The sequence below is a fragment of the Paenibacillus sp. J23TS9 genome, from assembly GCF_018403225.1.
Classification (GTDB): domain Bacteria; phylum Bacillota; class Bacilli; order Paenibacillales; family Paenibacillaceae; genus Paenibacillus_AQ.
In genome coordinates this window covers 3,011,412-3,028,918 of sequence record NZ_BOSG01000001.1, presented here as the reverse complement: position 1 = coordinate 3,028,918, position 17,507 = coordinate 3,011,412, and the positions used below count along the sequence as shown (strand labels likewise).

Genomic DNA, 17,507 nt, shown 5'->3' with positions numbered 1-17,507 from the left:
AGCCATGCTCGTAGGAAAAGAAGCCTATTGCGATTTTCATACGATCCAGGAGGCAGTAGATGCACTGGAGCGGCTGCCTTCCGGTGTTACAGAAACATTGTTCATCTTATCTGGCGTATATAAAGAGGCGGTACGGATCTATCGTTCAAATCTGCGGATCCTCGGCATTGGACTGGTTGAAATCACCATGAACCGTTACGCCAAGGAGAAGGATGAAAAGGGCGAAGAAATCGGGACATTTGCGACGCCTACCTTATTTCTGGGCGGCAGCCGGCTGGTTCTGGAAAATCTCGTGATCGCAAATACAGCGGGGCAGGGAGATCAAGTAGGTCAGGCGGTTGCGGTATATGCGCACTGCGACGAAACTATTTTTCGCAGCTGCAGCTTCAAAGGACATCAGGATACCTTGTTTACAGGTCCGCTGCCTCCGGCGCCCAAAGAGAGGAAGACATTTGGCGGAGTTCCTATAAAAGAAAGCCATGTCCAATACCGCCAGCTGTACCAAAATTGCTGTATCGAAGGAACGGTCGATTTTATATTCGGCGGAGCAACAGCATATTTTGATCAATGTGAAATCCGCAGTCTACGCCATAAAAATAATCATAGCGCAGGATATATTACAGCGGCATCTACACCCCGTGGGGAAGAGTTTGGTTATGTGTTCAGGGATTGCTGTCTGACAGCGGAGCAGGGCGTGACCAACGTTTACCTGGGACGCCCATGGCGTGAGCATGCCAAAACGGATTTCGTGAACTGCCGATTGGGCAGGCATATTCATCCGCTTGGCTGGGATAATTGGAATCATCCGGGCAATGAACAAACGGTTCGTTACAGGGAATATGGTGTTCATGTCACAGGAGCTGTACAGGAGAAGCGTGTTTCGTGGGTGGTATGCTCGGATTCAGAAGATGTACCATTAGATAAAGGGCATGTGTTTTCCGGCACGGATTTTTGGAAATGGGGAGGACAGTAGACCATGGCAGTTATAACAAAAAGCGGTATGATTCAGAACCCGATCCTGAAAGGTTTTAATCCGGATCCATGTATATTGCGTGTAGAAGACATCTACTATATCGTAGTGTCTTCGTTTGAATGGCTCCCGGGTTTGCGGGTATATCAGTCACAGGATTTGGCGCATTGGGAGCACTGCACGGATCTTCTGACCGAACAGGTCGATTTGCGGGGGAATCCGAAAAATTGCAGCATCTGGGCACCGCAGCTCAGCTTTCATGATGATTTATTTTATCTGGTCTATACGGATGTAAAAAGCACCAAGCGTCCGTTTAAGGATGTACATAATTACGTGATGACGGCGCCAACCATACAAGGGCCTTGGTCAGAGCCTGTTTACTTGAACAGCAGCGGGTTTGACCCTTCCTTGTTTCATGATGAAGATGGACGCAAATGGCTGCTGAATGCATTATGGGATTACCGCATAACGGAAGGCAACAAATCCAGCGGCATTGTCATCCAGGAATATGACCCCGATCTTCAGTGCCTCGTAGGCGAGCCGCAGAAGCTGTTTGATTGTACATGGCTTAAGAAAACAGAAGCACCCCATATCTATAGGCAAAACGGGTACTATTATCTGATTACAGCAGAAGGCGGGACCAGTTCGGGGCATGCCGTGACTGTCGCCCGTTCGAAAAAATTGCTGGGAACGTATGAGGTAGATCCGCAGAATCCGATGCTAACCTCCCGGGACCAGCCGGACCTGATGCTTCAATGCGCGGGACATGGCAGTCTCGTACAGACTCCGGGCGGTGAATGGTACATGGCACATTTATGCACGCGTCCCATTGAAGGCCAATACGCCATTTTGGGACGGGAGACGGCTTTGCAGCAGGTGTACTGGAATGAAGACGGCTGGCTGCGTTTAACCTCTGGTGGCCATGAACCGCAGTTGAAAGTGCCTGCGCCGCTTGAAATCCAGGATGTGGAGAATGCGGACCCGGTAACCGTTTTTGAGGATATATTCGGCGGATTAGAGCTTAGAAGAACTGGAATACGCTGCGGATCCTGGCGGATGACAGCTGGTGCTCGCTCCGCGCGCGGCCAGGACATCTGCGAATCATGGCCGGGGAATCACCTCAAAGCCTGTTCCGCCATCATCTCGTGGCGATCCGGCAGACGGACATGCGATTCAGGGCGGAGACAGCTCTGGAATATGCACCCGCAAGCTATTTGCAGCTGGCCGGTCTGCTGCTGTATTTGAATGAAGACAATTATGTATATGCCTATATCAGCCATGATGAGGGACAGGGTAAAGTACTGCGAATGATGCGGTGTGCAGCGGATGAGTTCGTTCTGCTGCCTGAGATGACACCGCTTGAAAACAATGTGCCAGTGCATCTGGCGGTCGACGTTGACGGAACGAAGGCACAGTTTCATTACCGCATGTCCAATGAAGAGGGTTGGAGACCGCTGCAGGAAACGCAAAATATCAGCTTCCTGTGTGGAGGCTTTACGGGGAACTTCGTAGGAATTGCAGCCCATGACATGAATCAGTACCGGGGAAGCCATGCCGATTTCTCCTATTTCCGTTATGAGGGTACAGAGTAATAGATGAAGAGAAGCGAATGACAATTCCAACCGTCAAGCACATCGAACCGGATGTGCTTTTTTTGCATTTGCGTGAATGAATATTAAAAATGACAAAATAGTAATTTTTCCTGCAAATCCATATTACAGGAATAAAAAGGACTAAGGGCCTATGTTTAACCATAAATTGGAGCGGTATTACGCGAAAAAAGCCCTATGAAAACATGTTTCAGCTTTGAGATAATGAGGGACATAGAACGGTAGCTATCCTGCTTGTGGCAGAGGTATATCTACTTGGTTACAAAATTGTAATTTTTAAGGAGGAACAACATGATTAACATCAAGAAAAGCCTGCTCGGCTGCCTGGCGATTACCGCAGCGGTGTCGGCAGCCCTCATTCTTCCATCCCCCTCTCACGCAGCAGCCTCCAAGGCAGTCGTACAATCGGCTTCGACTTCGCAAACGGGCGTTATTCAAGCAACGGTAAGATTAAGAGACAAGCCTTCCTTGTCCAGCCATGTTCTCGGCTACGTCAAAGCTGGCGAACAGGTGAAAATACTGGAGAAGAGCACCTCTTATTTTTATAAAATCAAAACCGCGGCCGGCAAAACCGGATATATCAGTACGGCCGATAAATATATTCGCGTCGGAAAGGCATCTTCAGGTTCATCGTCTTCGAACTCGTCTTCAGGATCTTCGAATTCGCAAAATAACGGCTCTTCGTCTGCGTCCAAACCTGCTCAATCTGCTTCGGCAGTCATTGAAAAAGTGATCCAAAAAGGGATGAAATACTTGGGAACGCCGTATGAATTCGGATCGGACCGCAATACGACAACGACCTTCGACTGCTCCGATTTCATCCGGCAAATCTTTAAAGAAGGCGCGAGCCTTACGCTTCCTGCCGATTCCCGTCAGCAGGGCTCTTGGATCAAGGAAAAAAGCAGCCCCGTGTATTCCACGAACCAGCTGAAGCGCGGCGATCTCGTCTTCTTCATGAGCTACAAAGGTTCCAGCAGCTCCGCATACAAAGGTATCGACAAATCCAAGCAGCGGATCACGCATGTGGCTCTCTATTTGGGGGATGGTAAGCTCCTGCATACATATTCCAAGAAAGCCGGCGGCGTCGTCATAACGGACTTTACGAATTCGTGGAAGTATCGCTTCTTATATGGAGGCAGCGTGCTGAAGTAATTTCGAAAGTAAAGGGACCTGGGGAAACCCCGGTTCTTTTTTTGCCATGTGTGGAGCTGCATCGTTCTAGTACATAATGGAACTGAAGTACACTTGCATAAAAGATTATACTGCCCCTATAATTGAAATCTGGCATGATATCGCTTACAAATCACTAAAATTCAGTCTGCAGCAAGTCAAAGGGAGCGAGTACGATGGGAAACCTGAAAAAAACATGGAGCCGTTTGAATTCGATCCGTAATAAGATCTTCTTCTCCATACTGCTGTTTCTGATTATCCCCTTTCTACTAACCTTCTATTTTATGGATAAGCCTCTGGAAAAGGTCATTGAAAGTAAAATCGGCCGCTCTGCCCAAGACGCGCTGTATCTGGTGAATTTCAACGTCCAGCTGTTTCTGGAAGAGATGCTGCAATCCTCCGTTAATATTACGATCAATCCGAGTATCACAAAGCTGCTTAAGGATCCTGAATCCTACAGTAAATATGAAAAGCTCCGTTTGAATGACACCGTACTGAACCGGCTGTTCAGCTCTTATTTTTCCAATACGTATGTCACTCTTTTTGACCGGGAAGGCAACTGGATCAGTACAAGCTACATGTTTGATCCGCTGCTGCATGGTTATTTAGACTCGAAATGGTATCAGGACATGATGGGAAAGCCATATCAACTGAAATGGATGTTTAACAATAAGGAATTGATGTATGCCGACCGGAAGCCGCTCATTACGCTGGTGAAGACCATTACCGAGCTTCAAACCAACAAAAATACCGGCATGATCGTGTTCAGCGTAAGGGAGGAGGACATCCACAAGTATCTAACCGGACTTGAAGGGGATACCTATTTGGTGGACAGCAGCGGAACGATCGTCTCCAGTCCGAATAAGAATCAAATTGGGCAAAGCTTGTTGCAGGAAGCTTATATGCCGAAAGTGTGGAGGTCCACACGGGGGCAGCAAATTATCGAAAAAAAAGGGCAGAAGTGGATTGTCAACTACGATACGGTACGAATCAACGGCTGGAAGATCATTCAGATTGTGCCTTATGACACGGTATTTAAAGAGATCTTTGATATCCGTAAAGCGAACATACTGATCTTTTTTGCGATCTTTGTCGTCTTTTCATTCATCACGATTTCGATTGCGTACAGCATATCCAAACCTTTAAAGCTGCTTCGAAAGAAAATGAGGGAATTGGAGGACAAAGAATTTTACTCGAACATTGCTGTTACCGGTCCGCAGGAGATTTCATCTCTGATCGAGACATACAACAAAATGGTCAAAAAAATACGCGGACTGCTGGGACGGGTCAAGGAGGAATACGAGCAGAAGGAAGACATGCGCTTCCGAGCGCTCCAAGCCCAGATCAATCCCCATTTTCTGCTGAATACGTTGAACAATATCAAATGGATGGCGTATATACGCAACGACAAGGATGTGGGTGATATGCTCTCGAACCTGGGAGGCATCCTGGAAGGAAGCATTGGCAGGGGAGGCAGCCTGATCATGCTGCGGCAGGAGCTCGATTATATCGAGAATTATATGGCTTTGATGAGAATGAGCCACCCTGATACAATATCCCTTAATATCAATGTTCCCGACGAGCTGATGGATCAGGAAGTCATCAATATTATGCTGCAGCCGATTATTGAAAACTGCCTGGTACACGGATTGCAGAACATGACGGGAATGGGCTTGATCACGATCCAGGCATGGCATGACGGGGACGATTTCGTGCTCCGGGTTGCGGATAACGGCACCGGGATTCAACCGGAGAAGCTGGAGGAGATCCGCGGCAGGCTCGAAGCCGGCTCGGCGGATCCCCTGCCGGAGCGGATCGGCGTCAAAAATGTCCATGACCGGATCCGGCTCCAGTATGGAGATACCTATGGCGTACGTCTAGATAGCGAACAAGGCGAAGGAACGACCGTTGAGTACAGGCTGCCGATAAGAAAAGTTCAGAAGGGGATTGGCGATGACACTTAAAGTGATGCTGGTTGATGATGAACTGCTGGTCCGTTTAGGAATCAAATCGTTAATCGATTGGGAAAAGCATGATTTCGAATTTATCGGGGACGCTCCCGATGGGGAAAAGGCACTGGAGCTGATCGAGCAGAACGTGCCCGACATTCTGCTTACGGATATCGTGATGCCGCGGATGAACGGGCTTCAGCTGATCGAACAGGTGAGGGACAAATACCCGAGAATGCTAATCATCGTACTGAGCAGCCACAACGAGTTCGATTACGTGCGAAGCGCGATGAAGCTCGGCGTCGAGGACTACATGCTGAAAACCTCCATGAAGCCGGATGAGCTGCTGAACCTCTTAGTGGAATCTGCCGGGAAAATCGGACGCGGCAGCGGAAAGGCGAAGCCAGATGCCGCTTATGCCGCCGAAAGTCTGAATTTACGCTCGGATGAGGTAACAGAATGTGTTCGCGGCTTTCTGGCAGGGAATCCGGCGGATGTCGCCGTGCCTGCGAGTCTTCAGCTTCGGCCGCAAGGCATGCTCCTGCTGCTGCATGTGCTCAATACGCGCGACGGGGGTCCGGAAGCATCCGCCATGAAGCTGCTTGAGCATCTGGTCCAAACCGAGCTGGAAGCCCTGCTGGACAGCCACCCGCTTGCAATGGACAACCGCGACATCGCCGCGCTGCTGGCGGTGCCGGAAGAGCAGCTGCCGGATTTGGGAAGGCAGATTAGCGGGCTGGTGAGCTCCGCGCAGGTGCTGCTCGGCATTACGCTCCGGGCAGAAACAGCGGGGCCTCTCACGGCATGGGAGGAGCTTCCCGCCGCCTACAATAGGGCAAAATCCGGCATATTGGAACAGGGCATGCAGCTGACATCCCGCGAGGATATCAATTCGCTGCTGACCTATCTCAAGGACAATCTGACCCGGGATATTTCGCTGAAGGAGGCGGCCGAACGGATCAACATCAGCGAAACCTACCTGAGCACGATTTTCAAGAAAGAAACGGGCATGGGGTTTACCGACTGGATCAACACGATGCGCATTGATCAGGCGACGAGCCTGCTTATGGAAACAAGCCTTCCAAGCTATCTGATTGCCGAGCAGGTAGGCTACGAGAACATCAATTATTTCGGGCGTATCTTCAAAAAGCTCAAGGGCGTGAGCCCGCAAAAATACCGCTCCCAGTTCCAGAAAACGAAAGCATAGCGCGCTTATCTGACCCTCCTGCATCCGCAGGAGGATTTGTTTTTTCTCACCTATCCAAAAATAGTGAACATCCTTTCCTAAAAAAATGAATGTGTGCGTCACCTCCATGTAAGCGTTTTAAAAATCTTGAATATAAAGCTGATAATTTTGTTCCTGTTTGTTCGTTTTCTTCACGGCTATACTTTTCCTATAAGCCTTTCACCTCAAGGCAGGACCTTGAAAGGCCTTAACTCAGCCAGAAGGAGGAATCCCGCAGCATGATCGTCGGATCGTTAGAGCATTGGGCAAAGGAACGAGAATTCGCGCATCCGGTACTTCGAAAGGCGATTGATTACCTGCAAGAGACGGATTACAGCATTCTCGAAGAAGGAAAATATCCGATTTGGGGACAAGACATGTTTGCCATCATTTCGAGAATCCAAACCAAGCCGGCTTCGATGCAATTCGCAGAGAAACATGAGTGCTTCCTCGACATTCATTATGTGATTGAGGGTGAGGAAACAATCGGTTGGCAGCTGCAGAATGATCGAACCGAGCCGTTTGAGAGCAGTCCGGAAGAAGATTATTCCTTGTTTACGGAGCTGGAAACCGAATCCATGATCAGGCTGAAGCCAGGTATGTACACCGTCCTGTTTCCGGAGGATATACACCGGCCGGGCTTGACCGATGCCGAGCCATCCGATGTCAGAAAGGTCATCATCAAGATCAATCGGAACTTATTTTAAAGTCTAATACACTTAAACGACAAAGATTTAAAGGGGGCATTATTCGATGTTAAAAAAACGTATGTTATCGGCAACAACAGCATTGCTGGTTGTGATGTCGCTTCTTGCTGGATGCTCTGGCGGCGGACAAAAAGATGCAGACAGCAGCAGCGGGGACAGCTCCTCCGGCAAAAAAGATAAAGTAGAGCTGAATCTGTGGCTGACTCCGCAGTGGAAGGGCGTTATGGATGCTTCGGAGCAAAACGCGGATTATGACAGCTTTTTCAAATATGCGGCAGACAAATTCTCGAAGCAGTATGACAAGCATGACGTGAAGGTGAATGTTCAGGTCATCGCCGGAGATCAGCGTGATGAAATGCTGAACGTAAACCTGAATGGCGGAACGCCGCCGGACATCTTCTTTGAAAGCGTATTCGCTATGGGCGATTACGTGCATCGTGGAGCGCTGGAGCCGCTCGATGATATCGTCGACGACGCAGCGAAGAAGGATATCGACCAGAAGTACTGGGACAACGTAACCTTCGGCGACAAGGTGTACTTCTATCCGTTCGCCCATAATCCGGGCACGCTGGCTTACAATGCGGATATGTTCAAGGCTGCGGGCCTCGACAGCTACGTAGGTGACACGAATGCGATCCAGACGTGGACGATGGACGATTACGACAAGATCCTGAAGACCTTGAAAGAAAAGCTGCCGAAAGGCTCATACCCAATGGGGCTGTACGCGCTGAACAATCAGGGCGATACTTGGAACCTGGCTTATCTGCGGATGTTCGGCAACAAGTTCTTTGATGACCAGGGCAACATCACCGTAGATGACGAGAATGGCATCAAGGCGGCCGAATGGCTGAAAAAGGTCTACAGCGAAGGTTACACGAACCCGGGTGCGGAATCCGTATCCTCGAACGATGCCAATGCGATGTTCCAGAACCAGCAGCTTGCGATCAGCTTCACCAATCCGGTGCTGTTCAACAACTCAAAGGCAGATATGGAAGCTGGAAAAGCACCAAAATTTGATATCCGTCTTGCGAACATTCCGTCCTCAAGCGGATCGCCGCTTTCCTTCACTTATGTCATTGGTGCATCTGTATTCAAAACTGGGGATGCAGTGAAAACCCAGGTGGCCAAAGATTTCGTGAAATTCTTCTCCACCGATCCAGAGCTCGTGAAATCTTCCAAGAACAGTATTCCTGTAAGAAGTTCTGTGGCAGCTGAATTCAAAGATAAATACCCACTGTTTGCCGCGTATGATGCCAATGCTTCCAACCTGTTCAACTTCACGGGCAATGTACCTGGCTACAGCGAACTGAGACAAGTGCTGTATCCGGAGCTGCAAGCGATGTACATTGGTGAAAAAACACCTGCCCAAGCGATCAAGGATTACCAGACGAAAGGCAACGCAGTCATCCAGAAGGCCAAAGAAAGCTCTGTTATTTTCAAAAAGTAACTTAGTAAAATGTAAACAACCATATCCAGACATATAAACAAGATTCGGTCCCTGCCGCTTACCAGCAAAGGCTGCGGCGGCAGAGGAAACCGGATTGGAAAGGTAACGGATAACCATGAAACTGAGAAACTATCACTGGAAAGAAAATGTGACCGGCTATCTGTTCATTTTGCCACAATTCTTGATGTTCCTGATTTTTATCGTATATCCAATCATTGAAGGCATCAGGCTCAGTTTGTACAAGGTTCAATTCAATCAGGAAACGTTCGTCGGTTTCGACAACTACGTGACGTTGTTCCATGATCCCGTATTTTTCAAGTCGATTTACAACACGGTTATATTTGTCGTCTTCATTGTTCTTCTAACAGTCGCTTTTTCGATATTCGTTGCTTCCTCCGTATTCGATAAAAACGCGAAATACGTTTCGTTTATCCGGGGAAGTTATTACATCCCTGTCATGGTTTCCATGGTCGTCATGAGTATGGTTTGGGGATTCCTGCTGAATCCGGCTAACGGTCTCATCTCATATGCGGCAAGGGAAATGGATTTTTCGATCGTCAATTTGCTTGGAAATAAACACACGGTTCTGCCGGTGATCATATTTGTAACATTTGCAACCAACGTCGGTCAGGCGATCATTCTATACATTGCGGCGATGATTGGCGTGCCGAAAGATTTGTTCGAAGCAGCCGAGGTGGACGGGGCGAGCCGGGTTCGGATTATTTTCCAAATCCTGATTCCGCTGGTCAAGCCGACCACGATCTACATCACGATCATCAATATCATCGCTGTGCTGAAAATCTTCGTCGTTATCCAGCTGCTGACGGGCGGGGGCCCGAACAACGCTTCCGTCACCATGATGTATTATCTCTACAACAACGCGTTCAAGTATAACCAGCTGGGCGTTGCTTCCGCGGTGGGCGTCATCATGTTCCTGATTACGATGCTTTTGTCCATTCCGCAGCTCAGAGCAATGTTCAAGGGGAAGTGAGGGATAAATCATGCTTCAAACGAAAGAGAAGAAAAAGCGAGAGAAGTACGATGTTGTCTCGAATGTCATCATTATCGTCTTCGCCCTGCTGAATTTGTTTCCTCTGTACTGGTTGTTTACCAGCTCGCTCAAAAACAGTTCCGATGTCATCAAAATGCCGCCGGACTGGTGGCCGAAAACATTCTCGTTCAGCAATTACATTGATGTTTTCAATAATCAGCCGGCTCTGCGCTGGACGCTGAACAGCCTGTTCGTTGCCGGAGTCAGCACCATTCTGGTCGTCATAGCCAGTTCGATGGCCGCATATGCATTCTCCAAGCTGAATTTCTTCGGTAAAAACATGTTGTTCGTTGTCTTTATCTCAAGCTTGATGGTTCCAAAAGAGGTTATGATCGTTCCTCTGTTCCGGATTACGCAGGATCTTGGCATGGTGAACTCGCTTTGGGGCATGATCTGGCCCAACGTCGCCACGGCTTTTGGCGTGTTCCTGCTCAAAGGCTTCTTCGACAGCGTGCCGGACGCGCTCCGGGAAGCGGCCCGAATCGACGGCGCCGGCGAAGTGAGGACATTCCTGCAAATCTTGCTTCCGATCGTCAAGCCGGGCATTGGCGCCTTGTTCATTCTGAACTTCGTTCAGGTATGGAATGATTATCTGTGGCAGCTGGTTATCGGTCAGGATAAAAACGTCAAAACGCTGATGGTCGGCATTGCCACGCTGATGCAGGATTTGAATCCGAACTTTGCTTATAAAATGGCAGGTGCAACCGTAGCGGCCGTACCGATGCTTCTGATATTCCTCTTGTTCCAGAGATACTTTACAAGAGGGATTGCCGGCGGGGCCGTGAAGGAATAAGGATACAAGCGGGGTTAAAAGGATGGAGCAAGTCATAGGAATTGATGTGGGCGGTACAGAGATCAAGGCAGCCGTATTCGGCCCGGATGCGCAAATTATTTATCATCAAAAGGTTCCGACGCCTGCAGGGGAAGCCAATATCCGGATACCCGAAGCCGTGTTCGGCATCATGAACAATCTGATGAGCCAATACGGGGATATCCGTGGAGTGGGGATCAGTACGGCAGGGGTCGTGGATACGTGCAGCGGTGAAATTATTTTTGCGGGCGGGACCATTCCTTCCTACAAGGGCACGAATTTGAAAAAGCTGATCGAGGAGCGTTATGGAATTTCCGTAGCTATTGCTAATGATGTGAATGCCGCAGCACGCGGCGAATGGTGGAAGGGCGCTGCCCGCGGCAGCGATCACTTTTTCTGCATGACGCTTGGCACGGGCATCGGAGGCTGCATGTTCAGCAGCGGCGAGCTCGTGCTGGGAGCTCACTACAGAGCTGGTGAAATTGGGCACAGCTTATATGACAAGAGCACGGGCACTACGTATGAGCAACGGGCATCGATGTCCGCTTTGATGAAAAGAGCATCGCAGGAGATCGAAGGCTTTACGGGAGACGGCTTTGAGCTGTTCGAGCGGGCCCGGAAGGGCGACAAGGCAAGCGGTTTTCTGATCGACAGCTGGACGGAGGAAATCGCGAGAGGCATCGCGGAAATGATTTTGTACGCGGATCCTTCGATCATTGTCATCGGCGGAGGCGTATCGGAGCAAAAAGAATTTTTACTGGATCAAATCAACGCGCATTTGGCCGCCTATTTGCCGCCGGGCTTTTCGCAAACGAAGCTTGTCGTGGCGGAACTTGGCAATAAAGCGGCATTATACGGCGCGGTTTATCCTTACTTTGAATAAGAGATGGAGTGCATACCCATGACGACAGACATTGTTTCTCAATACCAAGGCATTTATATCGCCATGTATTCGGCTTACGACGAAGCAGGCAACGTGGATCAGGACCGCGTAAGAAAGCTCGCAAGATATTATGTAGGCAAAGGCGTCAAAGGGTTGTATGTTGGAGGCAGCTCCGGCGAAGGCATTTTGCAGAACGTGGAAGAGCGCAAGCAGGTGCTTGAAGCGGTCATGGAAGAAGTGAAGGGCGAGCTGACTATCATCGTGCATGTCGGAGCGAACTCGACCCGGGAAGCCGTTGAGCTTTCGAAGCATGCGGAGAAGTTTGGCGCGGATATCATTTCGGCGGTGCCTTCGATTTACTACCGTCTGCCTGAGACGGCGGTGGAAACCCACTGGCAGCACATGATCGACAGCACGAACTTGCCGTTTATCATCTACAATATTCCCCAGACGACGGGCTTCACGCTCAGCACAAGCCTGCTTGCCAAGCTGGCGAAACAGGACAAGGTCATCGGCGTAAAAATGTCCGGGGAAAGCACCTTCGAGCTGCAGCAGTACAAGGAAACCGGCGGCAGTCAGTTCATTGTGTTCAACGGACCGGATGAGCAGTTTCTTGCGGGCCGCATCATGGGAGCAGACGGCGGCATCGGCGGAACTTATGGCGTTATGCCGGAGCTGTTCGTGAAGCTGAACAGCCTGTTCATCGGCAATCGCATCGAAGAAGCACAAGTGCTGCAGACGAAGATCAACGGCATCATCAAAAAGCTGCTGGGCTATCCATCCCTGTACGGAGCCTGCAAATATATCCTTAGTCTCCGCGGCATCGAGACAGGAGCACCTCGTCTTCCGCTGCTGCCGGTCCGTCCGGAACATCATGCTTCCCTGGCCGAGCTGAACAAGGAGATTGAGGAAACGGTTGCCCATTACACGGGAGTATAGAGGAGGCAAGCAGCAATGATTGAACAAATTAAAGGCGGGCTTGTGGTATCATGCCAGGCGTTGGATCAAGAGCCCCTGCACAGCTCGTTTATTATGTCGAAGCTGGCATTGGCGGCCATGGAAGGCGGCGCAGTCGGCATTCGGGCCAACAGCAAGGAAGACATTATCGCGATTAAGCAGGAGGTGCCGCTGCCGGTCATCGGTATCTTAAAACGCGATTATCCGGATAGCGAAGTGTTCATTACGGCGACGAAAAAGGAAATCGGCGAGCTGCTCGAAAGCGGCTGTGAGATGATTGCGCTGGATTGCACGAAACGCGACCGTCCGAACGGAGAAACAATCGCCGGCCTGGTTGCCTACTGCCGGGAGCAAAATCCGGCCGTGGAGCTGATGGCGGATATTTCGACGGTTGAGGAGGCGATCCTCGCGCAGGAGCTAGGCTTTGACTGCGTATCCACGACGTTGCATGGGTATACGCCGTACACGTCGGCAACGAAGCTGTACGACAACGACTTTGAATTTCTGAAGTCGGTGCTCCGCGAAGTGGACATTCCCGTCATTGCCGAAGGCAATGTCATCACACCGGAAATGTACAGCCGCTGCCTGGAGCTGGGAGCTTATTCTGCCGTCGTAGGCGGCGCGATTACGAGACCGAAGGAAATCACGGCACGTTTCGTGCAGGCTGCCGCGAAATAGAGATCGGAATGATAGGCTGCCGGAGTCGGATATCCATCAGCAAGTACCCCTTGGACGGGGGATCATGACGGGTTCATCGGACATGTGGAACATTGAAAAGCCGCTGACACAGGTAATGTGTCAGCGGCTTTTTTACAATACGTCCCGCTCCAATGCCTCCACGTATTCCTTGGCTTCCTTGAGGCCCATAGGACGAGCTTCCCGAAGCTCCTTGATGGCTTTAATCTTTTGACCGGATCGAAGCAGGTAGAGGAGCCTTTCATCCAGATCTGAAGAGCCGGAGGTTTCCTGCTTTTCAGAGGGAGGAGGGGAGGTTACAGCCGAGGCAGGAACGGACGGTGAACCGGCCCGGTTCCGCATCCATTCCAGATCGGCTTTGAGGTTATTCATCTGGCTTTGCAAGCTCATGACTTTGATGAAGAGAAAAAGAGAAAAAACAATGGCAATAACCGCTAGTATTCCGCTCGTTTCCATCAAGAATCAACTCCTCTTTTCAATAAATCTGTGCCGCTAACGAAGTAATAACACCGAGGCGGAGTCACCTAATCATAGCATAATCATCTTCGCCTAATAACCTCAGCCTTTCAGCCGTGAAAAAGCCAGCGCTGTCAATTTGGGCGAATAGAGCCAGGCCAATTCGGCATATCCATTATGGATTCAAGAAGACTGGAGAGGATGCTGGCGGGCGTCGCCGTCGATCATATTCAGGTTAACCTCCATGACCGCTCCCTTCATTATCCGGATTTCCCAGATCGTTTATTTCGAAGGATCGCTGGCGTCCTACCGTCCAGACGTCGGTCCTTAAGAAAAGAGGTGCTAGCCTTGTACCCTTCCTATCCGTATTACGGTTCAGAAGTGCAGTGCAAAAACGTCCCGCTGTCGTTTCCGCCACAGCATCAATCGCGGCAGCCGGGCATGGAGTATTTGATGGTGCCCAGACCCATATCAGAAAATCCGGCATATCGGGGCTCGGGCAAGCTGCAAGGCAAGGTGGCGCTGGTGACGGGCGGAGACAGCGGCATCGGACGCGCCGTGTCGATCGCTTTTGCCAAGGAAGGCGCGGACGTAGTGATCGTTTATCTGGAAGAGCGGCAGGATGCGGCGGAGACCAAGCAGCGGATCGAGCAGCTGGGACGGCGCTGCCTGAATATCGCCATCGATATGAGGAACGAAGAGTCACCCGCCTGGGTCATGCAAAAAACGTTGGAAACCTTCGGCAAGCTGGATGTGCTCGTCAACAATCATGGCGTCCAATATCCGCAGGAGAGCATTTTGGACATTTCGAACGAGCAGCTGCTGAATACGTTCCAGACGAACATATTGTCTTACTTCCGCATGGTCAAGGCGGCTCTGCCGCATCTTCCGGCGGGAAGCTCCATCATCAATACCGCATCGGTCACGGCCTATCAAGGGGAAAAGACGCTGCTGGACTACTCCTCCACCAAAGGCGCGGTCGTGACCTTTACGCGATCGCTGTCCTTGAATCTGGTGGACCGGAACATTCGCGTGAACGGGGTGGCGCCGGGACCGATCTGGACGCCGCTCATTCCGTCGAGCTTCGACGCGGAACGGGTCAAGACGTTCGGCACGGACGTACCGATGAAGCGGGCCGGGCAGCCGTTTGAGCTTGCGCCGACCTACGTATATCTGGCCTCCGACGATTCGGGTTACGTCACGGGCCAAATTCTCCACGTGAATGGCGGCACGATGGTGGATTCCTGAAGAAGGCCCCTATAATCTTAAGCATCTAGGCATTGTCATCGCTATGAGGGGAAAGTGGGCTGCATCGCTCTGCTTTGGATCAGCTCGATAAAATGCTGCGCGGCCGCCGATAAATGATGGCCTTTTAGCGATATCAATCCCGTCGCGCCCGTCAGATCGTCATCCGCAATGCGGAGGGCATGAATGCCCGTACCCGCAAGCCGGGAGAGAACGGTCTTTGGCACGATCGCAGAGCCGAAGCCGGAGGATACCAATTGCAGTAGCAGCGGAACGTCCGAGCATTCGGCGATGATGTTCGGCTTGAAGTGCCGGGCGGAAAATGCCATTTGAATCGTGTAGTGAACCCCAAGGCCTTCGGTGCTCGGAAGCATCAGCGGGGTGTCCTTCAGCTCGGAGAGGGCCGTTTCGGAGCGGGCTGCGAATGACTCCTGCGCGGTGATGAAATAAAACGGCTCGGTCCGCAGGTGAAGCACGGAGAATTCGTCCAGCTCCAGCGGCAGCCGGATGATCGCAAGCTCCAGCACCCGGCTTTTGACCAGCTCGCACAAGCGTGAGGACTCATTTTGCTGGATTTTATAGGTCACGTGAGGATACCGCAGTTTGAACTGATGGAGCAGACCCGGAAGCTCGGGCGAGGACAAGGTGTTGATGCCGAGATTCAGGCTGCCCTTCACGCCGTTCCCCACTTCCTTGACCTCGGATACGGCTTCCTCCATCAGCTGCGTCATCTGCAGCGCATAGCGGTACAAGGCTTTTCCCGACTCGGTCAATTCGAGGAGCTTCCCGGTCCGCTCAAGCAAGAGAGTTCCAAGTTCGTCTTCCATCGCTTTCAGCTGCTGGCTGAGCGGCGGCTGGGACATATGAAGCCTTTGGGCCGCTGCCGAAATTTTTCGCTCTTCCGCAATGGCAATGAAATACCGCAGCTGACGAATGTCCATAAATTTCTTTCCTCCTTGTATATGATAAACCTTAGCGAATGCAACGATATTAATATTTTTCATATAGACATCCCCATGGTAGCATACTCTATACGGAGTCTCAAAGACTCATTGTTCACGCACCTACCATGGAGAGGAGACGAGGAAAAAACATGCAGAATTACTGGTTAACCGATGTCAGGCTGGAGACAGGCTATCGCTATGAAAACGGAGCCGTGTCCGGCACGGAAACAGGGCTTTTTCATATCCGGATCACGGATGGGAAAATCGCGGACATAACGGCCGCCTCTGCCGCATTGGAAGATACGCTGCCCAAGAAAGCGATGCACGGCCGATTGATGCTCCCTTCGTTTCGCGATATGCACATTCATTTGGACAAGACTTATTACGGTGGACCATGGAGGGCTCCATCGGTCCCGGCCAACGGCATTTTTACGAGATTCGAAGAAGAACGCGAACTCCTTCCAAGGCTGCTGCCGGTGGCGCGGGAGAGAGCGGGCAAGCTGATCGAACTGCTGCTTCGGGCCGGCACGACGCGCATCCGCAGCCATGTGAACATCGATCCCGTCATCGGTCTGCGAAACCTGGAAGAGACGCTGAAAGCGGCAGAGGACTATCGGGACAGGGCCGAGATCGAGCTCGTCGCTTTCCCGCAGCATGGGCTGCTGGGAGGTCAAACCGTATCGATGATGAGGGAAGCCTTGCGAAACGGTGCTTCCTTGGTTGGGGGCGTGGATCCGGCGACGGTCGACGGCGATATCGAAAAATCGCTTTGCACCATCATGGACCTCGCCGTGGAGGCGGACGCGAATATTGACATCCATCTCCATGACGGAGGCCATTTGGGCTTGTTCACGATCCAGCGTTTGGCGGATTTGACCGAGCAGGCGGGCTGGCAGAAGCGGGTCACCGTAAGCCACGCGCTCGCGCTGGCCGATCTCGCGCCGGAGAAAGCGGCCGAGACGGCAGACCGTCTGGCGCAGCTGGGCATTTCGATTGCCTCTTCGGTTCCGCTCGGTCGGACCATACCGATTCCGCTGCTGCAGGCGCGTGGTGTGGAAGTGATGCTTGGCGATGACAGCATCATGGATCACTGGTCCCCGTTCGGCAAAGGAGACATGCTGGAGAAGGCAGGCATTCTGGCAGAGCGCTTTGGCCTTTCAAACGAAAGGGCGCTTGGCCAGGCGCTTGGATACATTACCGGAGGCATCACCCCGCTGAACGGCGAGGGCGAGCAGGCATGGCCGCGGATCGGCGACGAAGCCAGCGCAGTCTTAGTCGAAGCGAGCTGTTCGGCCGAGGCGGTTGCCCGAAGATCGGAACGCCAGGCGGTCCTGTTCCGGGGGAATCTCGTGTCGGGATCGCTGGATCCGAAGTAAAACAAAGAAA

General features: G+C 51.3%; 15 protein-coding genes and 1 pseudogene. 14 read left to right on the top strand and 2 right to left on the bottom strand.

Features of this window, described 5'->3' with window-relative positions; translation table 11 throughout:
- Positions 1 to 4: 4 nt before the first annotated feature.
- The 12 genes and pseudogenes from KJS65_RS14235 to KJS65_RS14180 all read left to right on the top strand — a co-directional run bounded on the left by KJS65_RS14235 (position 5) and on the right by KJS65_RS14180 (position 13,458).
- Positions 5 to 973, top strand: coding sequence for a pectinesterase family protein (locus KJS65_RS14235; RefSeq protein WP_213650372.1), 969 nt, complete (start codon positions 5 to 7; stop codon positions 971 to 973).
- Positions 974 to 1,000: 27 nt separating this feature from the next.
- Positions 1,001 to 2,562 (top strand): annotated as a pseudogene (locus KJS65_RS14230) (glycoside hydrolase family 43 protein).
- A 309-nt stretch (positions 2,563 to 2,871) separates the two neighbouring features.
- Positions 2,872 to 3,732, top strand: a complete 861-nt coding sequence (locus KJS65_RS14225; protein ID WP_213650371.1) for a C40 family peptidase — start codon at positions 2,872 to 2,874, stop codon at positions 3,730 to 3,732.
- Between the two features lie 194 nt (positions 3,733 to 3,926).
- On the top strand, positions 3,927 to 5,714 hold the full coding sequence (locus KJS65_RS14220) for a sensor histidine kinase (protein ID WP_244864517.1): 1,788 nt from the start codon (positions 3,927 to 3,929) through the stop codon (positions 5,712 to 5,714).
- Positions 5,704 to 6,906: a response regulator transcription factor gene (locus KJS65_RS14215; protein ID WP_213650370.1), complete on the top strand. Its 1,203-nt coding sequence runs from the start codon at positions 5,704 to 5,706 to the stop codon at positions 6,904 to 6,906. Before KJS65_RS14220 ends, KJS65_RS14215 begins: the two co-directional genes overlap by 11 nt.
- A 257-nt stretch (positions 6,907 to 7,163) precedes the next feature.
- Positions 7,164 to 7,631: a NanQ anomerase/TabA/YiaL family protein gene (locus KJS65_RS14210; protein WP_213650369.1), complete on the top strand. Its 468-nt coding sequence runs from the start codon at positions 7,164 to 7,166 to the stop codon at positions 7,629 to 7,631.
- 46 nt (positions 7,632 to 7,677) lie between these two features.
- The gene (locus tag KJS65_RS14205) at positions 7,678 to 9,078 is read left to right on the top strand and encodes an ABC transporter substrate-binding protein (RefSeq protein WP_213650368.1); all 1,401 of its coding nucleotides are present in this window, start codon (positions 7,678 to 7,680) and stop codon (positions 9,076 to 9,078) included.
- Between the two features lie 115 nt (positions 9,079 to 9,193).
- Positions 9,194 to 10,069 (top strand): carbohydrate ABC transporter permease, encoded by an 876-nt coding sequence (locus KJS65_RS14200; protein ID WP_213650367.1) that lies wholly within the window; start codon positions 9,194 to 9,196, stop codon positions 10,067 to 10,069.
- A 10-nt stretch (positions 10,070 to 10,079) separates the two neighbouring features.
- Entirely contained in the window at positions 10,080 to 10,922 is an 843-nt protein-coding gene (locus KJS65_RS14195; RefSeq protein ID WP_213650366.1) for a carbohydrate ABC transporter permease, read from the top strand.
- A 22-nt stretch (positions 10,923 to 10,944) separates the two neighbouring features.
- Positions 10,945 to 11,823, top strand: a complete 879-nt coding sequence (locus KJS65_RS14190) for an ROK family protein (RefSeq protein WP_213650365.1) — start codon at positions 10,945 to 10,947, stop codon at positions 11,821 to 11,823.
- Between the two features lie 18 nt (positions 11,824 to 11,841).
- Entirely contained in the window at positions 11,842 to 12,762 is a 921-nt protein-coding gene (locus KJS65_RS14185) for a dihydrodipicolinate synthase family protein (RefSeq protein ID WP_213650364.1), read from the top strand.
- Between the two features lie 15 nt (positions 12,763 to 12,777).
- Complete coding sequence (locus KJS65_RS14180; RefSeq protein WP_213650363.1) at positions 12,778 to 13,458, top strand: N-acetylmannosamine-6-phosphate 2-epimerase; 681 nt, start codon at positions 12,778 to 12,780, stop codon at positions 13,456 to 13,458.
- A 132-nt stretch (positions 13,459 to 13,590) separates the two neighbouring features.
- On the opposite strand, the gene KJS65_RS14175 is transcribed toward KJS65_RS14180, so the two are convergent.
- The gene (locus tag KJS65_RS14175; RefSeq protein WP_213650362.1) at positions 13,591 to 13,932 is read right to left on the bottom strand and encodes a ribosomal protein L7/L12; all 342 of its coding nucleotides are present in this window, start codon (positions 13,930 to 13,932) and stop codon (positions 13,591 to 13,593) included.
- A gap of 348 nt (positions 13,933 to 14,280) precedes the next feature.
- Between KJS65_RS14175 and KJS65_RS14170 the strand changes: the two genes are divergently transcribed.
- Positions 14,281 to 15,180: an SDR family oxidoreductase gene (locus KJS65_RS14170; RefSeq protein WP_213650815.1), complete on the top strand. Its 900-nt coding sequence runs from the start codon at positions 14,281 to 14,283 to the stop codon at positions 15,178 to 15,180.
- Between the two features lie 41 nt (positions 15,181 to 15,221).
- On the opposite strand, the gene KJS65_RS14165 is transcribed toward KJS65_RS14170, so the two are convergent.
- Positions 15,222 to 16,118, bottom strand: a complete 897-nt coding sequence (locus KJS65_RS14165) for a LysR family transcriptional regulator (RefSeq protein WP_213650361.1) — start codon at positions 16,116 to 16,118, stop codon at positions 15,222 to 15,224.
- 152 nt (positions 16,119 to 16,270) lie between these two features.
- On the opposite strand from KJS65_RS14165, the gene KJS65_RS14160 reads away from it, so the two are divergent.
- Positions 16,271 to 17,497, top strand: a complete 1,227-nt coding sequence (locus KJS65_RS14160) for an amidohydrolase family protein (RefSeq protein WP_213650360.1) — start codon at positions 16,271 to 16,273, stop codon at positions 17,495 to 17,497.
- Positions 17,498 to 17,507: the final 10 nt, after the last annotated feature.